Origin of the sequence: Desulfobacter postgatei 2ac9 (assembly GCF_000233695.2) — a bacterium.
Classification (GTDB): Bacteria; Desulfobacterota; Desulfobacteria; order Desulfobacterales; family Desulfobacteraceae; genus Desulfobacter; species Desulfobacter postgatei.
Genome location: NZ_CM001488.1, coordinates 2,760,158 through 2,784,189 on the forward strand (window position 1 = coordinate 2,760,158; position 24,032 = coordinate 2,784,189).

Annotated in this window: 24 protein-coding genes; 10 read left to right on the forward strand and 14 right to left on the reverse strand. The window is 50.2% G+C overall.

The window, feature by feature from the left end; all coding sequences use genetic code 11:
• Window positions 1-10: 10 nt before the first annotated feature.
• Both csx20 and cas6 read right to left on the reverse strand, forming a co-directional pair.
• Window positions 11-424: a CRISPR-associated protein Csx20 gene (gene csx20 / locus DESPODRAFT_RS12660; RefSeq protein ID WP_004073972.1), complete on the reverse strand. Its 414-nt coding sequence runs from the start codon at window positions 422-424 to the stop codon at window positions 11-13.
• Window positions 424-1,356 carry a CRISPR system precrRNA processing endoribonuclease RAMP protein Cas6 gene (gene cas6, locus DESPODRAFT_RS12665; protein ID WP_004073973.1) on the reverse strand — a complete coding sequence of 311 codons (933 nt, stop codon included), beginning with the start codon at window positions 1,354-1,356 and terminating at the stop codon, window positions 424-426. Before cas6 ends, csx20 begins: the two co-directional genes overlap by 1 nt.
• A gap of 255 nt (window positions 1,357-1,611) precedes the next feature.
• Here cas6 and DESPODRAFT_RS12670 point away from each other — a divergent pair, with 255 nt between their 5' ends.
• Together DESPODRAFT_RS12670 and DESPODRAFT_RS12675 are read left to right on the forward strand one after the other, a co-directional pair.
• Window positions 1,612-2,565, forward strand: a complete 954-nt coding sequence (locus tag DESPODRAFT_RS12670; RefSeq protein WP_004073974.1) for a class I SAM-dependent methyltransferase — start codon at window positions 1,612-1,614, stop codon at window positions 2,563-2,565.
• A gap of 5 nt (window positions 2,566-2,570) precedes the next feature.
• On the forward strand, window positions 2,571-4,787 hold the full coding sequence (locus DESPODRAFT_RS12675; RefSeq protein ID WP_245531907.1) for a molybdopterin-containing oxidoreductase family protein: 2,217 nt from the start codon (window positions 2,571-2,573) through the stop codon (window positions 4,785-4,787).
• 119 nt (window positions 4,788-4,906) lie between these two features.
• Here the strand turns inward: DESPODRAFT_RS12675 and DESPODRAFT_RS12680 are convergent, their stop codons facing one another.
• From DESPODRAFT_RS12680 to DESPODRAFT_RS12695, 4 genes are all read right to left on the reverse strand, one after another.
• On the reverse strand, window positions 4,907-5,371 hold the full coding sequence (locus DESPODRAFT_RS12680) for a cytochrome c3 family protein (RefSeq protein WP_004073976.1): 465 nt from the start codon (window positions 5,369-5,371) through the stop codon (window positions 4,907-4,909).
• A gap of 143 nt (window positions 5,372-5,514) precedes the next feature.
• A complete protein-coding gene (gene tatC / locus DESPODRAFT_RS12685; protein ID WP_004073977.1) occupies window positions 5,515-6,366 on the reverse strand; it encodes a twin-arginine translocase subunit TatC in 852 nt (283 codons plus the stop codon).
• An 18-nt stretch (window positions 6,367-6,384) separates the two neighbouring features.
• On the reverse strand, window positions 6,385-6,777 hold the full coding sequence (locus tag DESPODRAFT_RS21740) for a twin-arginine translocase TatA/TatE family subunit (RefSeq protein ID WP_004073978.1): 393 nt from the start codon (window positions 6,775-6,777) through the stop codon (window positions 6,385-6,387).
• Between the two features lie 83 nt (window positions 6,778-6,860).
• On the reverse strand, window positions 6,861-8,348 hold the full coding sequence (locus tag DESPODRAFT_RS12695) for a DEAD/DEAH box helicase (RefSeq protein WP_004073979.1): 1,488 nt from the start codon (window positions 8,346-8,348) through the stop codon (window positions 6,861-6,863).
• A gap of 150 nt (window positions 8,349-8,498) precedes the next feature.
• On the opposite strand from DESPODRAFT_RS12695, the gene DESPODRAFT_RS12700 reads away from it, so the two are divergent.
• From DESPODRAFT_RS12700 to DESPODRAFT_RS12735, 8 genes are read left to right on the forward strand one after another with little or no spacing between them, the layout of a single operon-like run.
• Window positions 8,499-8,795 (forward strand): YggT family protein, encoded by a 297-nt coding sequence (locus DESPODRAFT_RS12700; protein WP_004073980.1) that lies wholly within the window; start codon window positions 8,499-8,501, stop codon window positions 8,793-8,795.
• 22 nt (window positions 8,796-8,817) lie between these two features.
• Window positions 8,818-9,318 (forward strand): DivIVA domain-containing protein, encoded by a 501-nt coding sequence (locus DESPODRAFT_RS12705; RefSeq protein ID WP_004073981.1) that lies wholly within the window; start codon window positions 8,818-8,820, stop codon window positions 9,316-9,318.
• Between the two features lie 48 nt (window positions 9,319-9,366).
• Complete coding sequence (locus DESPODRAFT_RS12710) at window positions 9,367-10,449, forward strand: type IV pilus twitching motility protein PilT (protein WP_004073982.1); 1,083 nt, start codon at window positions 9,367-9,369, stop codon at window positions 10,447-10,449.
• Between the two features lie 32 nt (window positions 10,450-10,481).
• Window positions 10,482-11,657, forward strand: coding sequence for a type IV pilus twitching motility protein PilT (locus DESPODRAFT_RS12715; RefSeq protein WP_004073983.1), 1,176 nt, complete (start codon window positions 10,482-10,484; stop codon window positions 11,655-11,657).
• Complete coding sequence (locus tag DESPODRAFT_RS12720) at window positions 11,657-12,292, forward strand: zinc ribbon domain-containing protein (protein WP_004073984.1); 636 nt, start codon at window positions 11,657-11,659, stop codon at window positions 12,290-12,292. The genes DESPODRAFT_RS12715 and DESPODRAFT_RS12720 overlap by 1 nt, the downstream gene beginning before the upstream one ends.
• Before the next feature lie 20 nt (window positions 12,293-12,312).
• Complete coding sequence (locus DESPODRAFT_RS12725; protein ID WP_004073985.1) at window positions 12,313-13,191, forward strand: hypothetical protein; 879 nt, start codon at window positions 12,313-12,315, stop codon at window positions 13,189-13,191.
• The gene (locus DESPODRAFT_RS12730; RefSeq protein WP_004073986.1) at window positions 13,191-15,224 is read left to right on the forward strand and encodes a transglycosylase domain-containing protein; all 2,034 of its coding nucleotides are present in this window, start codon (window positions 13,191-13,193) and stop codon (window positions 15,222-15,224) included. Before DESPODRAFT_RS12725 ends, DESPODRAFT_RS12730 begins: the two co-directional genes overlap by 1 nt.
• 1 nt (window position 15,225) lies before the next feature.
• On the forward strand, window positions 15,226-16,638 hold the full coding sequence (locus DESPODRAFT_RS12735; RefSeq protein WP_004073987.1) for an SPOR domain-containing protein: 1,413 nt from the start codon (window positions 15,226-15,228) through the stop codon (window positions 16,636-16,638).
• Between the two features lie 148 nt (window positions 16,639-16,786).
• Here the strand turns inward: DESPODRAFT_RS12735 and DESPODRAFT_RS12740 are convergent, their stop codons facing one another.
• From DESPODRAFT_RS12740 to DESPODRAFT_RS12775, 8 genes are all read right to left on the reverse strand, one after another.
• A complete protein-coding gene (locus DESPODRAFT_RS12740) occupies window positions 16,787-18,646 on the reverse strand; it encodes a YcaO-like family protein (RefSeq protein ID WP_157488479.1) in 1,860 nt (619 codons plus the stop codon).
• Window positions 18,647-18,752: 106 nt separating this feature from the next.
• Window positions 18,753-18,992, reverse strand: coding sequence for a hypothetical protein (locus tag DESPODRAFT_RS12745; protein ID WP_004073989.1), 240 nt, complete (start codon window positions 18,990-18,992; stop codon window positions 18,753-18,755).
• Window positions 18,993-19,023: 31 nt separating this feature from the next.
• On the reverse strand, window positions 19,024-19,353 hold the full coding sequence (locus DESPODRAFT_RS12750) for a hypothetical protein (RefSeq protein ID WP_004073990.1): 330 nt from the start codon (window positions 19,351-19,353) through the stop codon (window positions 19,024-19,026).
• A gap of 156 nt (window positions 19,354-19,509) precedes the next feature.
• On the reverse strand, window positions 19,510-20,139 hold the full coding sequence (yedF, locus tag DESPODRAFT_RS12755; protein ID WP_004073991.1) for a sulfurtransferase-like selenium metabolism protein YedF: 630 nt from the start codon (window positions 20,137-20,139) through the stop codon (window positions 19,510-19,512).
• Between the two features lie 7 nt (window positions 20,140-20,146).
• Window positions 20,147-20,521 carry a YkgJ family cysteine cluster protein gene (locus DESPODRAFT_RS12760; protein ID WP_004073992.1) on the reverse strand — a complete coding sequence of 125 codons (375 nt, stop codon included), beginning with the start codon at window positions 20,519-20,521 and terminating at the stop codon, window positions 20,147-20,149.
• Between the two features lie 36 nt (window positions 20,522-20,557).
• Window positions 20,558-21,616 carry a tRNA dihydrouridine synthase gene (locus tag DESPODRAFT_RS12765; RefSeq protein WP_004073993.1) on the reverse strand — a complete coding sequence of 353 codons (1,059 nt, stop codon included), beginning with the start codon at window positions 21,614-21,616 and terminating at the stop codon, window positions 20,558-20,560.
• Complete coding sequence (locus DESPODRAFT_RS12770; RefSeq protein WP_245531908.1) at window positions 21,613-22,905, reverse strand: hypothetical protein; 1,293 nt, start codon at window positions 22,903-22,905, stop codon at window positions 21,613-21,615. Before DESPODRAFT_RS12770 ends, DESPODRAFT_RS12765 begins: the two co-directional genes overlap by 4 nt.
• Window positions 22,838-23,980 carry an SPFH domain-containing protein gene (locus DESPODRAFT_RS12775; protein ID WP_004073995.1) on the reverse strand — a complete coding sequence of 381 codons (1,143 nt, stop codon included), beginning with the start codon at window positions 23,978-23,980 and terminating at the stop codon, window positions 22,838-22,840. The genes DESPODRAFT_RS12770 and DESPODRAFT_RS12775 overlap by 68 nt, the downstream gene beginning before the upstream one ends.
• Window positions 23,981-24,032: the final 52 nt, after the last annotated feature.

A 24,032-nucleotide genomic window follows, 5' to 3' on the forward strand; every position in this document is an offset into this window, starting at 1 on the left:
GTTTTTCCTTTTATGGCCGCCCGTACAATCGAAACCTCCTGTGCTTGAAAACATGTGTTGTTTTTATAGCGCCGTCCGGTTGTAGAACCTCCCGGGCATCTCTTTGGGTCACGGAATAAACCGGGATTAATTGCGCCCTCAATGCAAAGTCAACCAGAAGCCAGGTGGCACCGAAATCGCCCTGGATCAGGACGACGTCATTTTTATCTGCTTCCCTTTTAACCCACTGCTGAATCGGAAGAATTACGTTTGAAATATTTTCCAGATCAGCCGGAATCTGTTCCCATATTTTTTTTAGTCCCGGTGGAAGCGCAATGAAGGATGTAACGCCCCAGACATCTTGGGCATCGTTTTCCTGTTCCGGAGTCAGCCTGTGGCTAAACACCAGGAACATCTTTTTTTCTTTCTTTTGCTTTTCAACCACTATACCGTCTCCAGCTCAACCTTGCCCAGGCCAAACGCCGTGTTTTTCCCGGCATGAACGGTTTGCGCCATGCGAAGAAACGGCAGAAAAGGTCCAAGGTCTCCCTGGTAGGTTACTTGTCCCAAAAGTCCGCCCATATACATTTTTGCCTCCTGTCGGGAGGAGTATCGCTGCCAGTCAAACCAGGCCAGGCTGTTGTCTGTCAGGTTCACCCGGCAGGCTTTTTGCACCAACTCCGGGTAATTCAGGGGTGGCTCACCATCCCCATATGTGTTGAACAGGGCGGTACACCGGCGGATCAGGGAACGCATTAAAAGGTCAAAGGGCAGATTTGGGGCCTGGCCCGTGTCCGTGCTGATCCTGAACGGGGTTTGCAGTTTGAGTGTGACATGTTCCGGATTTTCGTCCTGATCCGGTGTCAGGTCAAGCGCAGGCAGAATATCCGGCAATGTCACCCGGCCGTCCTCTTTTGAATAAACCCTTTCATCCCCAAAGGTGACGGATTCCAGCGTAAACCCGGCCCGGGTGCCGTTCAGGCTTTTGCCCAGGCCGATACGGCCCATCTGGTCAAAGGCATAGATGAAATAGGGCAGGTTCCGGTTCAGGTCCCCGAAAAGGACCATGCCGCATGCCAGGGTGTCGCCGGCAGCGAACTCTCTTTTTTCCGTTAAAGGCGGTTCCAGGACCATGGGGTGCGGTGGGGCCGATATCTTGGCGTTTTCCGGAGCCGGCAGGGCATGGGCGGTTTCAAATACCAGGGCATAGGTGCAGTTCTGCCTTAAAATACAGGTGGCGCAGGTCTGGTTTTTAAGCGCACATACGGTTCGTTTCAAGGCATGGCCCAAAAGCCCTCTGAATGTGGATCCTTTGTACGCGGGTAAAACAGCGTCCCGGGTCAGTTTGATGTGGAACAGGTATTTTCCGAATTTCATGGGTGTGTATAATCCCTTGGATTTAATTTTTTTGCCGTTTACTCTATCTGCGGAGCTGGTGGGCGGTTTTTCAAAAAAAATGTCTGGAATAATTTTTTGAAAAAAAGAGTTCTAAAATTTCCATGACGGCTAAACGAAAGTTTTTTGAATCCAGCCGGGAAATTTATTAAATCGTGATCGTTTACAGTTTTTTTCATATATACTATGTGCTTGTCAAGCCTGTTATAATTACATCCGTATGAAATAGGAGCTGTTATGAAAAAATGGCTGATTGAAGAGCTTATCTGTCCGCAATGTCTGGACAGTGAGGTTGTGCTTAATCCTGATATCCACACGGAAACCGATGATGATATTATTGAGGGGCGACTCGTCTGCCCCCAATGCAGACAGGGGTATGAGATCCACGAGGGCATTGCCGTGGTCGTGCCGGAACAGACCCTGCCTATTGTCCGGGATGAAACGGGATACAACTCTTTTTCCATGCGTTCCGCCTATTTGTGGAGCCACTATTCCGAGTTTTTTAACGGCCCGGATGCCACGGACGCCTATGGGAAATGGGCCCGGGCTTTTGATTCCCAACGCTCCGGCTGGGCCCTTGATATCGGGTGTTCCGTGGGGCGTCTGACCTTTGAGATGACCAGAACCCATGACCGGGCTGTGGGGCTTGATACCTCGATCTCCTTTGTCCGGGCTGCCCGCAGGCTTGCGGCCCAAAAGCGACTGGCATTTGATCTGATCATGGAGGGGCAGATCACCGAAAAGCGGGCCTGTGATTTGGATCCGGCCTTTGGTTTTGACCAGGCTGAATTTATTGTTGCCGATGCCATGGCATTGCCCTTCCGGTCCCGGCGCTTTACCACGGTAAGTTCCGTAAACATTCTTGAAAAGGTGCCGGATCCGTTGCGGCATCTGGCCGAAGCCAACCGGGTCATGGATGAAAAAGATGCAAAATTCCTTTTTTCCGATCCCTTTTCCTGGGATGAAAATGTCAACGATCCCGCGCTCTGGCTTGGGGGCACCAAAGAGGGCCCATTCAAGGGGTTTGGCATGGATAATATCTGCAGGCTGCTCCAGGATCCGGAATCTCTATTCTCTCCGGGCTTCACGATCCAGGATATGGGGCAGGTGTTGTGGAAAATCAGGAAAACGCGAAATCTGTGGGAGCATATTACCTCCCAGTTTGTTGTTGCGGAACGAAACAAAATATAAAGGAGGTGTGTGTTTTGGCAGAACAGAAACCAGGAATTTGCGGCTTATGTTTCCACAGCCCCGGATGCGGTGTAATTGTTCATTTTGACGATGACGGGAAAATCGACCGGCTCACCCCGGACCCTGGAGCGCCCATGGGCGAAGTGCTTTGCCCCATGGCAGCCAGTGCAAAGCAGATTATCTATTCCGATGCCCGCATCAAACAGCCTTTGAAACGAAAAGGGCCCAAGGGAAAACTGGATTTTGAACCCATCTCCTGGGATGCGGCTTTTGATATCATTGCTCAAAAGATGGATTCGGTTAGAGCGAAATACGGGCCCCAGGCCCTGGGATTCTACGCGGGTACAGGTTCCTACGAACGGGCCTTTAAAGATGCTTTCCAGCTTGGCGGCTCTCACATCTATCTTGCCTCAAGCATCCTGTTTCCCTACGGATCGCCCAATACCTTTGGGGTGGGTTCCCCCTGTTACACCTCCCTTGGGGTGCTGGCACCCCAGTTGACATGTGGTTGTCTGCATACGGAGATGTTTTCCGATCTGGATAATTCAGATCTTATTTTTGTCTGGGGGACAGACCCTTCCACATCAACGCCCCCGGCCATGTTCGGCCGCCTGGTCCGTGCCGCCCATGAAGGGGCAAGGATTATCGTCATTGATCCCAGGCAAACCGCATCTGCAAAGCTGCCGGGCAGCCTGTGGGTGCCCATCCGGCCCGGTTCAGACGGGGCCCTTGCCCTGGGCCTGTGCCATATCCTGATCCGGGAAAATTTAATTGATCAGGCCTTTGTAAAAGAGTGGACGTTTGGATATGAAGCGTTTGCCGAATATGTCAAGGCATTCACCCCTGAAATCGTTGCCGGGATAACCGGTGTGCCCCGGGATCTGATTATGGAGCTGGCCCAAGAGATTGCCGATGCCGAAGGTGCAAGCTATGTGATGTATACAGGGCTGGAATATACCAAATCCGGTGTTCAGAACATCCGCGCGGTCATGGTGCTCTGGGCCCTGGCCGGGCAGCTGGATGTTGAAGGGGGCCGCTGTTTTGTTCCCCATGAGAATCAGATCCATCTGAGTAAAGATCACCAGATTGCAAGCCCTGGGTTTGATCGCTCCATCGGTGCAGGACATTTCCCGGTTTACGCCCATTTCTGCGGAGGAGAGCCCCATGCCAACCGTCTGCCGAAATCTATTTTAGAGGGGGATCCTTATAAAATCCACGGCCTGTTTATCCTTGGCGCATCCATCCTCACCGCCTGGCCCAACCCCATTTTGTGGCAAAAGGCCTTTGATGCCCTGGATTTTCTGGTCTCCATTGATCTGCAACTCACCCGGGATGCCGCCTGGGCCGATATTGTACTGCCGGCCACCACCGCCTTTGAGCAGTCATCCTATTGCTTTTACGGCAATGCTGTCCGGTTACGGGAAAAAATGATTGAACCGGTGGGGCAGAGCAAACCCTGCTTTACCATATTAACGGAACTGGCCCAAAAACTTGGGTATGGCGAAAAGTTTCCTGCCAATGAAACAGCGTTGCTGGACCTGGTTTTAAAAGATACCGGCATTACCCGGGCCGATATGGAACAGGATGAGCGACTGACCGTGCGCAAACCAGCCGAACCCATGACCTACCGGAAATGGGAGACAGGGCATTTGCGAACGGACGGAAAGCCAGGCTTTGAAACCCCGTCCGGCAAGTTTGAAATTAAATCGCAGCTGCTGGAGCAGATGGGGTATGAAGGATTGCCAAAATATGAAGAATCTTTTGAAACCCCCGTCAGTCAACCTTTACTGGCCAACCGGTTTCCTTTGATTCTTGGAACGGGCCCCTTTAAACCGGACATGAAATCCTGTTTGCGGGCAATTCCTGATTTTATTGAAAAATATCCGGATCCCATGGTTCAGATGAATCCGCAGGATGCCTCAGATCGACAGATTGAGACCGGTGATACGGTGGTGGTGAAAACGCCCCGGGGGTTTGTGGAGATGCGGGCCGATGTCACGGAAAATGTGATGAAAGGGTTTGTTTACGCATCAGTGGGCGGCGGCGGTCCTTTAGGGTCGGAATCCTGGCGAAAAGCCAATGTCAATGTGCTTACCGACCTTGAGCAGTTTGATCCCATCTCCGGGTTTCCCGTGTATAAAACTTTGATGTGCCAGGTGAAAAAGAAACGCAGAATGCGGACCATTGTGGTCCAGGACCCAAGTCTGGGGTGTGTGGGGTGATGTTTTACCCATTGATATACCTGGCGGCGTGAAACGCAAAAAGGGGAAAAACATACGGTTTTCCCCTTTTAAATATATAACGGGTAAACGGTTAATAAGTTAATCGTCTACCGTGATAATTACATTTTTGTGTGGCAGTCGCCGCATTTGGTGCCGACCGTCAGGCCTTGTCCCTTGTGGCAGCCAATGCAGTTTTCATGGATGGCTGATTCAAGGTGCATGATGTCAACAGGTTTGGCCTTGTATTTGCCCTGGAAGGTTTTGTCGCCGGGTTTTACATTGGTATGGCACTCTTCGCATTTTTGGACATTATCGCCTGCTTTAAGATCGGCAAGGGGTTTGCCCTCTTTGTCATGATGGCAGTCGCCGCAGGAAATTTTGTACTCTTCATGATGTTTTTTATGGGTGAATTCAACCAGCTTGCATGGTTTTTCTGCATCCGGCGATTTTTTACGCGTTGCATCTAAAATTTTGCTTTTCATGGTGATCACATCATCTACAGTGTTCCCTGCCTGTATGCCGGAGGCAGTGAAAACCACAGCAATCCCTGCTGCCATCAGGAGGGTAAAAATTTTCTTGTTCATAACCTCTTTTCTCCTTTAAAAGTTAAAACTATACTGCTTTTTTTCGGCTATAGCGCCGATTATGTCTTTCATTACCTGCCTTTTTTACACCTAAGCCCCGGGTAAAGTCAATCCTAACCGTCTTTGTAAAATTTTTCAGGGTGCTATTTTTCATCTTCATCTTCTGTATCGCTTTCAGTATCCTCCCCGTCTTCGGGGTCCTGGGAAACCCACGCCTCGTCTTCCTCGTCTTCCTCGTCCTCATCCCCATCCTCTTCCTGAGCCGTGGATTTTCGTGAAAAAATACTGGCGCCAATAATCCCAACCTCATATAAAACAATAAGCGGCATGGCCATCATAATCTGGCTAACCACATCCGGGGGGGTAAGGATTGCTGCTACCACAAAAAACAGAAGCAGGGCATATTTCCTGTTTTTTTTTAAAAAGGCGGGGGGAACCAGACCCATGCGGGACAAAAAGGTCATGACAAGGGGCAACTCAAAAACAAATCCAAAGGCCAGAAGCATTTGGGATGCGAAGGATAAATACTCCTTCATGGAAGGCATTGCCTGGATGGTTTCCGTGGTAAAGCCCAGAAAAAACTCGAACCCGTATGGAAAAACAATAAAATACCCGAATGAGGCACCGGCAATAAAGAAAATAAGCGATAGAATGATTATGGGCAGGAGATATTTTTTTTCTTCCCGGTACAGCCCCGGAGAAACAAACATCCAGAATTCATAAAACAGTACCGGGGTGGCAAGGGCAATGCCTGCCAGCAAGGCCACTTTCATATAGGTGAAAAAGGCTTCGGGTAAGCCTGTAAATATTAGTTTTGCATTGCCGCTTTTTGCCATAGCGGTTACCAGGGGGGCCGTCAGAATCTCAAACAGTTGTTCCTTGAAAAAATAGGCAACAACAAAGCCTAAACCCACGGCAATAAAGGAGTGAATCAGACGGTCACGCAATTCGCCCAGATGCTCGGTAAAAGGACTTTTTTCTTCCTGGTCGTTCATGTCGGATACCTGATGGATTTATTCTTTAGAGGTGACTGTTTCTGTTTTGGACGAAGCCGGGGGCGGCGGGGCTGCATTCGGGTTGTCCTCTGCCGGTTCCGGGGATGCTTTGGCTTTCTGCTCATCCGCCTTGTCCGTGGTCTCCGGTTTGGCGGAAACCTGCTGCGGTTTGGGGTCTTCCGTGCCTATATCCTTAATAACATCGTTGAGTTTTTTTTTAACAGGTTTCGGCTTGGCTTCATTTACCGTGGTTTCTATATCAATGGAATTTTTCAGTTCCTGGGCAGATCGCTTGAATTCCCCCATGGCTTTGCCGAGCATTTTTGCAACTTCCGGCAGTTTCTGCGGACCTATGACGATAAGGGCTATGGCCAGAATCAGCAAAATTTCCGGCATTCCTAGACCAAACATATGGTGGTGTTACTCCTTGTGATGTCAAAATTGGTTAGTTAACGGGCTATTTTTACATTGAATATGCGTGGGTGTCAACCGGGTCATGGGTTTTTGCCTGCCATTGTTGTTGCGGGCTTTTTTCGTTTCCTGTAAGGCGTTTTCTCTTTATTCTCAGCTTTTGTGTGATTCTGTTTAGACCTTTGCTTTGAAGGACGCGGCACCGGTGCCGGCAGCTTCGCTTCCAGAGCTCCTGTCGGATATTCGCAGCTGATTTTGTGGCCAAGTACCTCTTCAATTTTAGGGATTTGAAACGAACTCATTTCATCGGCAAAACTTATTGAGGTACCCGTGGCGCCGGCCCTGCCGGTGCGTCCGATTCTATGGATGTAATGCTCGGGTTCCAGGGGTAGATCATAGTTGATTACGTGGCTGATGTTTTCAATATGAAGTCCCCGGGCGGCTACGTCTGTTGCCACCAGAACATTCAGATCCCCGGTCTTAAACCTGTTGAGTACCTCGAATCGTTTGTCCTGGGCCACATCTCCGGACAGTATCCCCGCATTAAGGCCGTACCTGGATAATTTTTCCGACAGATGCCGGGCCGTATCCTTGCGGTTGACAAAGATGATGACCCGCTCAAGATTTTCACTAATTAGAAGATTGCAGACATTTTTAAACTTATCCTCTTCCGTGGTCAGATAGACAATCTGGTTGATGCTCTCCGCAGCGGCATGTTCCGGATCAATTTCAATGCCCACGGCATCCCGGGTCCAGGATTGGGCCAGGCGGAGCACATCGTCTGTGAGCGTGGCGGAAAAAAACAGTGTCTGGCGCTTGTCCTTGTGAGGTGTCATATAAATCAGGCGGCGGACATCCGGGATAAATCCCATGTCCAACATTCGGTCCGCCTCGTCAATGACAACAATTTCCACCCTGGACAGATCAATCAGTTTTTTTGAGATAAAGTCCAGAAGGCGTCCCGGGGTTGCAGCTATGACGTCCACGGGTTTGTCTGTCAGAAGCGTCTGCTGTTTGCGATAATCCGTGCCGCCAAAAATCGGGACAATGCGAAGATGGGAATATTTGGCAAGTCCCTTGAAATCCTTTTCAATCTGGTGAACCAGTTCCCTTGTGGGGGCAAGGATCAGTGCCCGGGGATACTTTTTTTCCCGCTTGACGGATGTGCGGACAAACCGATCAATCAAGGTAATGATAAAGGTGGCACTTTTGCCTGTTCCGGTCTGGGCCTTTGCGGTCGCGTCCCGACCGTCAAGGGTGTGAGGAAGAAGCTGGGCCTGGATCTCTGTGCAGTATTTAAAATTAAGGTCACAGATGGCGTGCATCATCCCCGTGGTCAGCTGGAGGTCATGGAAACGGGTCTTTCCCTCCTGGGGCTCGACCTGGAAATTCTCCAGGGTCCAGCTCGGTTTTCTGATTTTTTGACGGGGCTTTTCAACCGTCCCGGCGTCCCTGTTATGTGGGGCTGTAGTCGGTTCAGGTTTCCTGGGTTCCGAAATAGTGGTTCCGGCATTTTGTTTTTTTTGTTTTCCTGCAAAAAGTTTTTTTATGAAGTTGATTAATTTTTTCAAAATAATTTAAACATAATTTTTTAAAGGGTAAATATTTAAACGATCTGTACTTTTATAACAATGTAGAGAAAAAGTCAAAAAAACTTGACTTTTCAATTGTCTCACGGTAACAACGTTCCATAAAAACAACCTGAACCAGGGTGATGTAGAATGCTGATATTGGCTAATTTCTTTATGGCTATTGCCATTGTTCTTGACTATGCTTTAAATATTTATATGTGGATAATTATTGCCTCGGCCGTGCTGTCGTGGGTGAATCCGGATCCGTACAACCCAATTGTCCGGTTTCTTCGCAAGACAACGGAACCGGTGTTTTACCAGATCCGCAAACATCTTCCCGTGACCTTCGGCGGTTTGGATATGTCCCCGATAGTTGTATTTTTAGTTATTGTTTTTCTTCAGAATTTTGTTGTAAAGAGCCTGATCGGCATGGCCCGTTCGATGTGATAATCATAAAGGGAGTTTGTTCATGGGCGTTACACCTTTGGTGATCAAACAAAAAGAATTCTCCACCCGTTTCAGAGGTTTTGACGTACAGGAAGTGGATACCTTCCTTGAAGAAGTGGCAAGGGAATTTGAATCCCAGGAAACTGCCATAGAACAACTCAGGCAGGAAAATCATCGATTGAATCTGGAAAACCAGGGTTATAGAAAACGCGAAGAATCAATGAGAAATGCCATGATTCAGTCCCAGAGAGTACTGGATCAGATGAAGGAAAACGCTGAAAAATCCGCCCAGGTAATAATCGCAAATGCAGAGGTTGAGGCTGAAAAGATTCTGAACCGGACCCATAAACGTCTTTCCCAGTTGCACAGCGATATTACGGAACTTAAACGCCAGCGCATCCAGCTTGAAATGCAGATCGGTTCGGTGCTTGAGTCGCACTCAAAACTGCTCGAAATGACCAAGGAAGAAAATAAAGCTGCCGACGAATCAGATGCGGCCGTGAGATTTATCCGTCGGGCCTGAGTCCTTTCCCCGTTCAGGGGGCAAATAACAAAATAATAAGGGGAAAAAATGGCTGAAATTGATGCATTTTTCAAGCTTATGCATGACCAGGGGGCATCCGATCTGCATCTGACTGCCGGGCAGCAGCCTGCGTTAAGACTTCACGGCGACATCGAGCGAATTAAATACGATAAGCTGACCAGTGATAAGCTGCGCGGCATGCTGTATGAAATTACCTCCCAGGAAAAGATTAAGGAATTTGAAGAGACCGGGGATGTTGATTTTGGGTATGAAATTCCCGGCCTTGCCCGTTACAGGGCCAATTATTTTATGCAGAAAAACGGCATAGCCGCGGTATTCCGCGAAATCCCCTCGGATATTCTGACTGCCGAAGCCCTTGGGTTGCCGCCTGTCATTTCAAAACTGGCAGACCTGCCCAGGGGGCTTGTACTGGTGACCGGACCCACCGGGTCCGGTAAATCAACCACCCTTGCTGCCATCATTGATCAGGCCAATAGAAACAGAAAAGACCATATTATTACGGTGGAAGACCCTATCGAGTTTGTTCATAAAAGCCAGCGGTGTATTGTCAACCACAGGGAAGTGGGGACCCATACCAAAACCTTTTCCGCCGCGCTTCGCGGTGCCCTGCGCGAGGATCCGGATATTATCCTGGTCGGTGAGCTTCGGGATCTTGAAACCATTTCTCTGGCTGTTGAGGCCGCTTCCACCGGCCATCTGGTATTTGGCACCCTGCATACATCAAGTGCCCATAAAACCGTGGACAGGCTTGTTGAAGTTTTTCCCAGCACTGAGCAGGCCCAGATCCGATCGACACTGTCAGACGGCCTTCGTGCCATAGTGGCCCAGGTGCTGTTTAAACGGATTGATAAAAAGGGCCGGTGTGCCGCATTGGAAATCCTTGTGGCAACCCCTGCGGTCAGAAATCTCATCCGCGAATCCAAAACCCACCAGATCCCTTCCATGATTCAAACCGGCAAGCAGTACGGGATGCAGCTTTTGGACGATGCCATCATGTCACTGTATAAAGCCGGGAAGATCAGTTCCGATGATGCCTATTCAAAGGCAAATAACAAATCGTTGTTCCGGCCGTTTCTTAAACATCCGCCTGCGGATTTTACGGAAGCCTGATCCCCGATTTTGTTCATTAATAGGAGCAAGGCATGAAAAAACAGCAGCTTGATTATATTCTTACCAATATGCTGGATTCACACGATAATGTGTCGGACTTGAATATTACGCCGGGAAAACCCCTTCAGGTGGAAAGTTCAGGCCAGCTTGCGGCCGTTGATCTGGGCCCGGGGTTCAGTATCCTGACGCCCTTTCAAACCGAGGTTCTGGCACTCAATCTTATTAATAATGACAGAAAACAGCTTGAAACCCTGCTGCGGGAAGGCAGTTGTGATTTGTCCTACCAGCTGAGCACCAAGGCAAGATTCAGGGTGAATATTTTTTCCAGGTCCGGCAAGTACGCCATTGTATTAAGAAAACTTGAAACCACCATTCCCACCATTGAGCAGCTCAATTTGCCGGCAAGTTTTCATAAAATGGCCGAAGAGAAGAACGGCATTATCTTTGTTACCGGGGCCACAGGTTCCGGTAAATCCACGTCACTTGCCGCGCTTTTAGACAAAATCAACGCGACCAAATCCGTGCATGTGATTACCCTGGAAGATCCCATAGAGTACCAGCATCCCCAGAAACGCTCCACCTTTAACCAGCGGGAGCTGGGAATGGATTTCGACACCTTTGCCTCGGGGTTGCGGGCTGCCTTGCGCCAGGCCCCCAAGGTTATTCTGGTGGGCGAAATGCGTGACCGGGAAACGGTTGAGATCGGCCTGTCCGCTGCCGAGACCGGCCATCTGGTGGTTTCCACCCTGCACACCGTGGATGCCGGACAAACCATCAACCGTCTGCTGGGTATGTTTTCCACAGAAGAGGAAACCCAAGTTCGCATTCGGTTGGCAGACACTGTCCGGTGGGTGGTGGCCCAGCGGCTTTTGCCGAAGGTGGGGGGCGGGCGCGTGGCCGCTTTTGAAATCATGGCCACCAACCTGCGGGTAAAGGATAGTATTTTAAATGGGGAGTCCGAAGGCAAGACCTTTAATGACATTATTGTGGCGGGCAAACCCCAGGGCATGATTTCCTTTGACGAGTTCATTGTAAATTTGTATGAAGAGGGCAAGATAGACGAAAATACGGCCATGGCCTATGCGTCACGCAAAGATATTGTGGGCAGGGGGCTTGACCGGATCAAGAGTGCCAGGGGGGAATCCACCAGTGGCATTCAGTCCCTTGAGATTGACCGCAGTTATGGGGGAGAGGAGAACAACATATAATGAAAATCGCTTGCCCGACATGCGGGAGTAATGCAAATCTGCCCGATGATAAGATACCAAAAGACAAGGATTTTTCATTCAAATGTCCCAAATGCAGCGCCTCGGTTCCCGTCAAGGCTTCGATCGGGAATCCCGGTAACGCCGGTTTTGGGCAAAATACAGCTGCCACGAGCCCGGCTATTCCTAAGTTTCAGGCCGGCGGAGCGAAACCGGCGCTGGTCTGTATTCCTTCCTGCCTTGGCCGTAAGCGGATTATAGCTGGGCTGGAAAATGCCGGATTGAAGGTCCATGTGCCGGAAACGCCGGCCCAGGCATTGAAAAATCTTGAATATTATGTTTACCCGCTGGTGGTGATAGATGAAGCCTTTGATACTGACAAAGTCATGGTGGCCTACATGAACAGTATGGATATGTTCCTTCGCCGCAAGATCTGTCTTGTCCGGCTCGGTCCGGGTCTTGAGACCGGCAATGCCATGACCGCCCTGGAACTGAGCGCAAATTATGTGATAAAATTCCAGGACCTTGAGCAGGAAGACGCCTCCCTGGTAAATAATGTTTTGGCCGTGGCCCTGTCTGAACATGACCAGATGTATGCTGTGTTTAACGATTCAATGAAGGCTGTGGGCAAAGCCTAAGATTACTCTTTATTTATCCTATGCATCTGCGCACGCAAAACTGGCATGAGCCGGTAACTCTGACAGAGTGGCTCAAACGGATATGTTCGGTTTTAAATCTGGCCATTCTTTCGGTTACCTGTATTATTGTTGTCTCTGAATTTCGTTTTGACTGGTGCGAGCGTCTGGTGGGTCATTATCTTTCTTTCACCAATGACGCCCGTCCTGAAAATGGTGCTGTCTGGGACGCAGGGCGGCACATGGTCAGTGCGTTAAAATCCCTGGATCAGATGGCCCTTGCCCGGGAGAACGCCGGGCGGATAGTACGTACGGCGAAGTCTTTTTCAGACTTGGCCGCTCAACTTGGGCCCGGGGAATGGGCCAACCTGGACAAGGATCGGTTCAGGGTGCTGTATCTGTCTTTACCCCTTTATCTTCGCAGGAATGTGATGGATCCGGTTCGCCTGGTGTGGCTGCTCAACGGCGGTGCCACCGACCGTATTTTCTGTGAAGGACGCATGGGCGGCATGAAAATTTTTTTCATTGATACCCAGAACCGGGTTATCGAGCAGCTGGACCTGGATGTTCAGACCCTGGGAAACAACGGCAGTCAAGCAGTTATTCCTGGAACCCTGGACAATGAACATGAATTTTTTGGCAGAATCTACCCCGCCTCGCTTTTTTTTACGGCTGTTTCAAGGCTGCCTGGGGATATGAGAGTCGATCTGATCCTGGATACGGAAGATCTTTTATCTGAGAAAGGTGCCCTCGACCGGGTGGGGGTGAGCAATTCCGCCCAGGACGGTTTTATCAACCTGGGATTTGAATTTCGCCACCTGGGCGAATCCCGGGTGGTGAGGGTCAAGGCCCGGGAATGGGCAGTCTGGCAATTGACCCTGGTGCTGAAGGGAGAAAGCTGATGCGATCTCTTTTTTGGCTGATCTCCCTTTGTCGTCTGCTGTTCCATATCGGGCTTCTTGCCATGGGTATCATGGCAGCGGCAGGCTGCCTGATGGTTTTCCATATTGCCCAAGACCTGCCCAAGTTGCCATCGCCTTTAGGCCGTATTATCGAAACCCCACAAAGTTTGATCTATGCCGCAGACGGCCAGGTTCTCATTGCCCTTGGCGAAAAGACCTCCGTTTCCCTGGATATGGTCTCTCCTGATTTTCTCAATGCCATTGTGGCCACCGAGGATCACATGTTTTTTGAACACCATGGTGTAAATAAGCTGAGAACCTTTAAAGCATTATATACCAATCTGTTTGAATCCGACCGGATCCAGGGCGCATCAACCATTACCCAGCAGCTGGCCAAGAATCTGTTTTTCAGCTTTGAAAAAACCTGGCAGCGCAAATTCAAGGAGATGCTGGTGGCGTTTCAGATTGAACAGGCCAATACCAAGGAGCAGATCCTTGAAGCTTACGTTAATCAAATTCATTTCGGGGCCGGGGCCCAGGGCATTGAGAAGGCGGCCCGCATCTATTTTGATAAATCCGCCCAGGATCTGACTCTGGCCGAAGCGTCACTGCTTGCGGGTCTTCCCCAATCTCCCAGCCAGTATAACCCTTTCCGGCATTATGATGAGGCCCTTGCCCGGAGACGGGTGGTATTAAACCGGATGGTGGCGGCCGGGTTTATTACGGAAGATGAAGGGGTTGGGACTGATGCCATCCGTCCGGAACTGCATGATGGCCGCAAAGATGCCCGTACCGGCAGTTATTTTCTGGATGCCCTGATTCAAGAGCTTGTCAACATGTATGGCGAGGATGTGGTCTATCATGGGGGCATTAAGGTTTACTCCACCATGGATCCAATGCGCCAGGCCGATGCCCGTACCGCGATAATGGAAGGAATGGCCCGGCTTGATGAGCTTATGGGGTTGGATAAGGGGGTGGGCGACAAACCCCAGGCCGCGCTGGTGGCCATTGATACTGCCAGTGGAGCGGTTAAAGCCATGGTGGGTGGCAGAGATTATTATGCCAGTGAATTCAACCGGGCCGTGAACAGTAAACGCCAGGCCGGCAGTGGATTTAAACCCTTTTTATATTATGCGGCGTTGAGGGATGGAAAATTTCATCCGGCCAGCGTGTTCCAGGACAGGCCTGTGGCCATTCCAATTAACGGGGCACCAGACTGGTACCCCCAGAATTTTGAGAAAGAATTCAGGGGACCCATGATTCTTAAGCAGGCCCTGATCAATTCTGTGAACACCATTGCCGCCCAGTTGGTGGTAGATGTGGGTGCTGCTGCAGTGGTGGATGTGGCCAAAGTCTGTGGGGTGAAAAGTCCGTTAAAATCCGTATATTCTGTGGCCCTTGGTACGTCTGACGTCAGCGTCATGGACATGGCTGCCGGATTTTCCACATTCGCTTCGCTGGGCATTTGCCATGAACCGTTTTTATTCTGGCGGGTTGAGGATGCAAGGGGGCGGGTGCTTTTTGAACATATTGTCAAGGACCGCAGGGTATTGGATCCGGCAACGGCTTTCCAGGTGGTGGACATGATGGAAGGCGTTGTGGATTTCGGATCGGGCAGGGGGGTGAGAAGTCTTGGATTCAAGCGCCCCGCAGCCGGGAAAACCGGCACGACGGATAATTATAATGATGCCTGGTTCACCGGGTTTACCCCGTCCCTTTGCGTATCTGTGTGGACAGGGTATGACAAGAAGAAAGAACTTAAGGATAAAAACAGGAGAGGTATTACCGGTGGCCGAGGAGCTGTGCCCATATGGACGGATTTCATGACCCGGGCCATGGAAGGCGAGCCCGAACGCGACTTTTTGATTCCATCGGATATCCGGTATGAAATTGTGGAAAAGACCACGGGGTGTCCGGCAGCACCCCGGCAGGATACGGTTGATGAAGTAATTTTGCCACAGTCGGAGCCTGACGCTTCCGGTGTTGTTCGTGTGGCGTTGAAAAAGGACCAGGACCCCTGCAGAGGCTATTAAGATGATTCGCATTGTCCGACATATCAGTGTCCGGTTCTGGCTGACAACCCTGATGGTTCTGCCTTCAGGGTTCATCTTGTTTCCCCGGCTTTCCGGATGGCTTTCGGATATGCCTGCTTCGGTATTTATCCTCCTGATGTATGTGGTCTTTGGCTTGGGACTTGGTTTGTCCATGGATATTGCAGGACTCTGGTGGATAAGGAGACTGGTTAGGGATGCGCAGTTGTGGGAGCGATCCGGTATTGCCACCCGGGCTGAAAAAAAGTTTATCCGGGCTGTTCGGATTTATGACAGTGCCTGGATATCTCCTCTGGCTGCGCGGCGGGTAGGCCCCATGCTTACCTCTGCCCTGGCGCGGTTTTACCTGGCATCGGGCAGCCGGCGCCGGGAAATTCAAGGGGCTGCCAGCGTCTGGCTGGCGCAGAATCCCAAAGACGAGAGTCTTGCCCGGTTTTGGCTTGAACGCATCCAGGATCAGGATATCTCAGGAACATCCACCCAGTCCATACTGACGGTGTTGGCAGATAACTGGTATGCAGATCCAGACCTTTGCCGGATACTGGTGGGTGTGTTTTTGAACCAGGGCCGGATGGATTTTTCGGCAAGGCGTCTGTATCAATCATTCCTAAATATGATTGACATGACAGGCGGGAACAAAGCTTTATCACAAGAGGATAAGGCCCGGGTTGAAACAATCCGGGACATGATGTCCGGGCGCCTGGATACACCTGAACCGGAGCCGGAACCGGAAATGACGGAACCGGGATTGGGTACTCTTGGGGATGAACGGGTTGACCTGGCGACATTTATGAGCGGGGATCAAGGGGGCGACGGAGAGTCGGCCAGTCCGGGTGATCAGGCATTTGAAGATGGTCCGGCAGGGTGGCGGCCGGCAGACGAGATCTATTTCGGGCAGGAGAGTTCGGGGTGGATGTCAGCCCTGATGTCCGGAATTAGCAGAAAAACCTCAGATAGCAGCTCTTTTATTGCAGACAGAACCGGAAAAGCCAAGCACGCTGTTTTAAATTTGATACAGGCCCGGGAAAAATGGTGGGGACGGGTGTGGGGGACCATGATTGCCTGCTTGGGCGTCTGGCTGATTTTTTTTGTCTGGGGCACGTTTTCCCACATGTTTAAAACAGCGGAGCAGCCGGCTCAGCAGATAAAGGTTGTGATTCCAAAGCCGTTTACCATCCAGGTGGCTGCGTACCATAAAAAGGCCCATGCCGACAAATATATGGCAACCCTTACCCAAAAGGGGGTGGAGAGCGCCATGAAGGTTGCGGACGGCGGGGGCAAAACCTGGTATCTGGTCCAGGTGTCTGAATTCACGGATCAGAAAAGTGCCCAAGTCTACGGCAACCAGCTAAAAGCCGACCATGTCATTAACGAGTTTTTTGTAACCAAAAAATAGAGCCTGTCTGTTTTAATGATTATCGAACTGAAGTTCGACAGGCTGTTAGGGAACTTTGAAAAATTAAACTATCGATCAATGGAGTAATCCCCAACGTTGCATAAAAATATACCTTTTCGGGCGTTGTGCCAAAATACCCATAAAGAGATCAGGCCATGATCCACGCTAAGGCTTCCGTTGAAGGCATCGATTTCATGTTTGAATAGACGGTCCTAGCAAGGTTCAGCTTATGTCGCGTTTGACAGGGGTCTGACAGGGGGCAGGCCGTACAATGGGGACACCGAGGAAGCGGTGTGTTGGCCTGGATCGAATAGGGTTCGGCCATGTCGGTCATAACCTGTTTGACCAGGGTAGACTCTATTTTCTGATCTTCAGCAATAGTATTCAACTTCGTTTGAACCTGAGTGTGTTTCTGCCCTTCAGCTCTGGCTTCCAGATAATGTTTTACCATCGTGTAATACGGACCGATCTCTATGCGGGTTGCACAAAATTGTTTGAAATGCGCCAGGGCTTGGTCATAATTTCCCAAGCTATAATGGATCTGGGTCAAAACAAAGGCAAGATTCATCTGCTGCCAGGGTGAGTCTGCTGTCAGCTCAATATTAAAAAGCTGGGTAATGGGGACGGATGGGGCAAAAGAAGCGAGCCTATGGGCGATGTCTGTCAATTGTTGGGAAGAGCAGTGAGCCAGATCAAAAAAAAGATGTTCAATACTATCCAGGTCAACGAGTTGAAATTTGCCTGATCCGTCTACGGGAGGGGCAGATTTCCGTCCCTGGGCCGAGAATTCCGGAACATAGACGAACACCGATGGGAAACCCAGGAAAGAGACATCTCGAATGTAGACGTTTTTTCCATTATCGTGGAAGAACCGAACCAGACGGCGTACCTCTTCCTCGTATGATTTCAATGGTGTGAAAGTACTCGGATCAAAGGAGTAGCTGGGAGAGTCGCCGAAAAGGGCCGGCGGAAACACTCCGCTGTTGTCTGTCGTAAAATGGGTAAAAACATGAAACCGAGTATTACGAGCTTCACTGTCCTGGCGGAGAAAATACTCAGGCACGGACGCGGGAATTTTTAACATGGCAGCATCGAACTGATCGCTATCCTGTATGCCCTGGAAAATTTCGGTCAGGCAACGACTCAACGCCACTTGAAAGGAGGTTTCAGAACCGACGTTAAGCCGATAGCGGCCGGTCTGCAAGTTTTTAATGATTACACCAAGGGCCGGGATGTTTCGTCCCGCAGAAAAATCTTTGACAATGACCTTATAGCGGCCGTCGCGTTCAATATCTTCAATAATCGCGCTTTCACCCGGAAATTGTGCCAGAAATTGCCTGGGCACGGTAGGTGGTGTCATTTGTCCATAAAATATCAGGGCGGCAGCCCAACGTTCCGTGAGTTCACACAGCGCCTGAAAAATGGCCTCGGGCTGTGTGTTGCCTGCAGCCATACCATTAGAACCTACTGTTATCAGCAAGAGGTTTAAAGGCAGCAGCTGGCTGCATTGGTTAAGGGTATCGTAAAAGGGCGTGGCTACAACCCCAGGCATACCATTGGCAGCGATTCGGTCAAAATAGGCTGTCACAAATTCCTTGCGGTCCTGCTTCAGATAGCGGAAAAAATCAGCCAGCACATCGGCCGGCAGGTTTTCCACAGCTTGGCGGTCCAAGTAGGATTCATCCGGAAAATAGTAATAGCCGAATTCATCCTTCAGCCTGTTTGCTATGGAACGGGAGAATGTTGCAAACAGCAGGTTTTGCATTCGTTCCATATACTCGGCATAGGCACTGGCCAGGCTGAATTCATGGGTGCGACCTTTGCCGTTGGTGCGAAATCCGCCCCGGTCCGGGGGTAGGGCGATACTGGACGAGAAAATTTTCGGATACGGATTAGCATGGTAGATCTCGTCAGGAACTAGATCTGCCTGATTGAGGATATTCCGGATACCCTCAATGGTAACTGTTGCTGGCTGCTCTTTGTACGGTCGGGCAAGATTGGTAAACATGGAGTTGGCCTTTTTGGCTCCCCGGCAAGCGGCCAAAGTAGGAAAACCGCCTGTCGGAGAGAGTTCTTGGCAATGGGACTCTATACTTTGATTGAGGCGGCATTAATTAAACGATGGGCCGGCCAATATCACCCGGACCGTAAAAAAGTTGCTGTTGCTGCTGGAGTTGCTGCTGCTGGAGTTGTTGTTGCTGCTGTTGGAGTTGTTGTTGCTGTTGTTGCTGGAGTCGTTGTTGTTGCTGCTGTTGCTGGAGCTGTTGCTGGATCTGTTCCGGTGCGGGGGCAGCAGCCATAGGGCTCGTTGGCATCATAGGTGCCATCATCATATTTTGGGGGAAAAATTGCATGGCGGTCTCCTTTTACTATAGTGTTATTAGATTAGGACTTCCGGAGGAAGTCTGCTTGAGATTCATTTGACTTGTTTGATTTTGTGCTTTCGAGGTTTTTAATAATCTTTTCGGTTTCAGAGGTTGATTTGTTTACGAATTCGAGCGATTGTTCCAGGTTCTGTTTCATGAATTTCAATTGTTGGAGTTGAAAATGCAACTGCTGGAGTTGAATTTCGTTGGGCATGGGAAGTGGCATAGATGGTCCGGTCATGGCCATGGGCTGCATTTGAGTACAGCAGCAGGGCATGATCGGGTTAAAGGGTTGAGGACCAGGCATTCCGGACATAGAGGACTGCGGAAAACCATATTGCATACACATGAGGGAATCTCCTTGGATTGAGGGGAACATTTTTTCAGCCGTATGAATTTCGCGGCCGCGGCACTTGCATAGATTATACTATGGCAGAGAATAGGCAAAAAGATCCTTTTTGTCAACGGCTTTGAGGGTTTTGATGCCAAATTAACACACAAGCTGTTACAGATTGATCACCTTGTCGGCCAGCTGCATGGCCGTGACAATATCCAGCATATTGGTGGTCTGGCCAATGGCTTTTTTCTCCATCAGATTCAGGTGGCTCAGGCAAGTCCCGCATACAAGAATGGTGACGCCTGATTCTTCAAGTTCGTGCAGTTCACCAAGCACTGCGGAATCTACCGTGGCAAGGGTGACGCCATGGTTGACAAAAACCAGGCGCCACAGATCCTTGCCCATCTCCTTGAGGGTTTTGATGAAATTGATCATTAACTTTGCGCCTAATTCATCATCTCCAACGCCCAATGTGTTGGATGCGGCCATCACCATGATTTTTACCGGGGCGTTTTTTTGGGATGGCGCTGGGCCGCAAGCCGATTGCCCTGTCGGTCCGGGCGCCGGTTTAACGGTCGCGGCCTGGTCCCGGGTGCCTTCCACAACAGACATGGTGCCGTCGGATTCCACACCGACTTCAAAACCGGCATAGGTTAAAAACCGGCTGACATTTTCAATGGCGGCATCATTGTCCACCAGCACCCGGATATGCGACAATGCTTCGCTTTCAAGACATTTTTTTGTTTCTATTACAGGTGCCGGACAATCCATTTTCCTGCAGTCAAGTTCTTTTACCATTCTATTTTCAAGTCTCCTTGTCGGGGGTAGATGTTTGGGAAGGCGCACAGTTTTTTCGTGCCCATTCACAGATTTGCTCAAAACCCAAAAATCGCCATTTGACGGGAAAGTCCCGACACTGGGAAGGTTTGACAGGATTGATGCGGCATCCATTGCTGTCCAGGAAGATACAGGCCCCGTCAGGGGCATCAATGATTGAAAGGCCGTTGCGGTCTTTCGTCAGACAGGTGAAGGTTTCTATAAAATCCCGGACATCCATATTCAGGAAATCGGCAATGATATCCGGTTCTTTATCACCCAGACGGACGTACCCGCTTTGTCTGCAGCAGGCCCCGCATCCTAAGCATTCAAATCGTGTCAGGTCAAAATTTTTTTTATCCATTTTTATCCATGCACATATCCGGTAAAGATAAAGTTGTCAAATGAACAGATTAATGTTTGGCAGGCGTAATGTTTGGGGTGGCGGGTCCAGAAGATGCCGTATGTTGTCACAAAGTTCGTTCATGTTTTCGGCCCGTATCATGGATTTTAAAATGGCGTTGGAAAATTTGAAATTGGCGCAGAAATACGGGGCAAATTTTTTAAACATCTTCAGGGCAAAACGGTCCTCATAATGGGTGCTTAAAAGCCTTGCCATGTCCAGGGCGGTTTTCATATAAATGGACGGTTCCGGTGTAAAACTTTTGGTCCACTGGGCAAAAATCCAGGGCTGTGCCACGGCCATCCTGCCGATAGAAAGACCCTGGCAGCCGGTTTCCCGGATCATTTTGATCCCATGTTCGGGGGCAAACAGGTTCCCGTTGCCAAAAACGGGAATGGTGACCGCGTCTTGTACTTTGCCGATCAGCTCCCACATGGGTCTTCGGCTTCTTCGGTCGGGGGCGACCCGGGGATGAAAGGTTAAGGCATCTGCCCCGGCACGTTCAAAGGCCCGGGCCATGGTCACCGGAAAGCTATGATCATCCTGCCATCCGGTTCTGAATTTAACAAAAACCGGGCATGACACAGCCTTTCTGACCGCAGATACAATGTCGATCGCCTTGTCGGGTGTCTTTAACAGTGCGGCCCCGCATCCTTTTTTACAGATTGCGGCAACGGAACATCCGAAATTTAAGTCCACCCCAAAGAATTTTTCGGCTTCAATGCGACGGGCAGCCCGGGCCATGGTCTCAGGTTCTGCACCAAATATCTGGCATACTGTGTGGTCCAGTTCTTCGGGCCGCCAGGAAAATACATGGGATATTCCGGGGTTTTCATGGGGAACCGCTTTGGCAGGGCACATGCCCGTAAACAGCAGGCCGAATCCTGAAAACTGAGTCACAAGCTGCCTGAACGCGATGTGCCCCAGTCCTGCCATGGGCGCCAGTACCATCCGGTTGGAAATGGTTCTGTTACCGATGGCAAGCGGCCTGAGCAGATATTGTGCCAGGTCTTGAGCCGTATTTATGGTGTTCTCTATTGTTTTTTCAGAATTCATAGGTTGTCCGACAACGCCAGGGCTTTTTTATTGATGGCAATGCCCAAATCCGGGTGAATGATATCATGCTGGGTGGATTGAAAAGGCAGAAAAATCAGGGATATACTTTGGGGTGTCACTTCGGTCTTGGGTAAAATTTCAAGAATTTCTTTTCTGGGTTTCAAAAGAGCGGCCATGGTAATGCGGATGGTCTGGATGGCCTCTGAAGCGGGCAGGTTCACGGGCTGGTACAAATTGTCTTCAATCGTTTGGGACAGGGCCGGTTCCAGCTGGGCTGATGTTATTTGACCTAACAACCGTAAAAAAATGTTGGGACGGACCTTAAATGCCGGACTCCAGAAATGCACAGGCTTTTCCTCCCAGTTTCGGGGAATTGCCAGCGGCAGGTTTGCCATCCTGGCCAGATCCGCATGAGTGGCCAGGGTCATGGGCGAGACTTTGGCGCTGATTCGCCAGAACGGTAGCATGATGTCATCTTTGTCGGCAGGGGCTGCGGTACTGAATTTAATTTTTGCAAGGTTTTTTCCCCTGGCCCGCCACAGGGAATGGCAGTTCCGGCATACCAGGGCCAGTGAATCGCCACTGCCCTCAAGATCAGCCCCGCATCCGGGGCAAATGCCGGCAATAAAATGGGTCTCAACACCGGGGCGGACCTGATCCAGGTCGAATATATCCGGGGTGATCTCTTTTCCCGGAGGCAACATCTGATTGGTAACCCCATCTATAAGATGTTGCTGTCTGATGTAAAAAGGAGAATAAATAAGACTGAAGGTTTCTCCGATATCCTCTTTAAACGTGCGTTCATCTGGTTTTAAACCAAATTTTGTCTCTTTGAATATCGTTGCCCAGGGCAGAGGTCGAAAAAATTTTCCCTTGGTATCGGGCTCAATCACTTTCATGGTCATGGCCTGGGATCTTAGACCCAGGGAAAATGGAATCTGGGGCGGCATGTCTGTCACGGCCAGGGTGGAGATGTCCGTGAATATGGGTGTTATACCGGATGGGGAACATATGTAACGCACGCCTTTGAAACGCCAATAGGGCAGGTATATCGGCTGTCTATCTTGGGGTGCCTTGGGGGAGCAGGGCAGGTAATACCTGGGAAATCCTTTTTGGGAAATACAGGACCGGACCCTGCAGAATCCGCACACAAAGAACCGGGTCTCTTCCCCTAAGGTGACAGGGGCCCCGCACTGGGGGCATTGATGCTCGATTGCGTAGCTAATATTTTTCTCCACACTGGTTGCAGAAGATTGAATCCGGCAGATTTTTTGCACCGCAATTGCCACAGGTTTTTTCTTTTGCCTTTTCCACGACCTGTTTTCCACATCTGGGACAGAATTTTGTGTCGGGTGTGATGTTTTTGCCGCAATACTGACACCGTGCAAAGATCACCTGCTGGTGACCGCACTGGGGGCAGAATTTTGCCTCCAGGGGGATCTGGTTTTGGCACTCCGGGCAGGCAGTGGTCAGCGCAGTGTGGGTTGTCGGCTGTCCTGTCGGGGAGAGCATCTGCTGGGAAAATATGCCGGGCAGCATCATGCCAAGGCCTAATCCAAGGCCTGCCTGGGCACCGTCTGAGGCAATGCCCTGAGGATTTTCGGCAATTTTTTCCATGGCCATGGCGGTTTTCATCTGCATCAGTTTATTCATATCGTCAAACAACCCTAATCGGCTTTTGTCATCAATGGCCTGCTGGACCTCGGGGGGCGGTGTAATGGCATTGATGTAAAGATGGGTCAGATTCAGTCCGAATGCGCTGAAATCCTCACGCAGTCTTAGGGCCAGAGCCTTTCCCAGTTCATCGTAATGTTTCGGCAGATCAAAAATGGAGGAGACTTTCTCTCCGATATAGTCGTTGAATCTGGACACCACCACCTGGTTGAGATAATCGCTGATGTCGGCACTTGTGTAAATGCCCTGGGTTCCGGCCAGGGTGTTGATGAACAGGACCGGCTGGACAATTTTCAAGTTAAAAACACCAAAGGCCCTGAGTCTTACCAGGCCAAGGTCCTTGTCCTTGAATGCCACCGGGTCCCGGGTCCCCCATTTCAGGTTGGTAAAGGTTTTTAAATTGGCAAAAAAAACTTCGGCTTTCAGCGGGCTTTCCATGGCCCAGGGAAGGCTTGCAATTTTTGTCAGAATAGGAATGTTTGCAGTTTTTAAGGTGTGCCGTCCGGGACCAAAGGCACCAACGGCCTTTCCCTGGTAGAAGAAGACTGCGGCCTGACTTTCCCGGACAATGAGTTGGGCCCCGAATTTGATTTCACCCGAGCCTTTTTCAGGCAGGCGGTGAATCAGTTCCTGTCCGGTTTCGTCAAACCACTCCAGCACTTCAAGGTAAATCAGATTATTGGTTCCCATGGCTGCCTCCTTGCTGTGTTTTTTGAGCGGGTTTGGGTTTAAGGAAAAATTA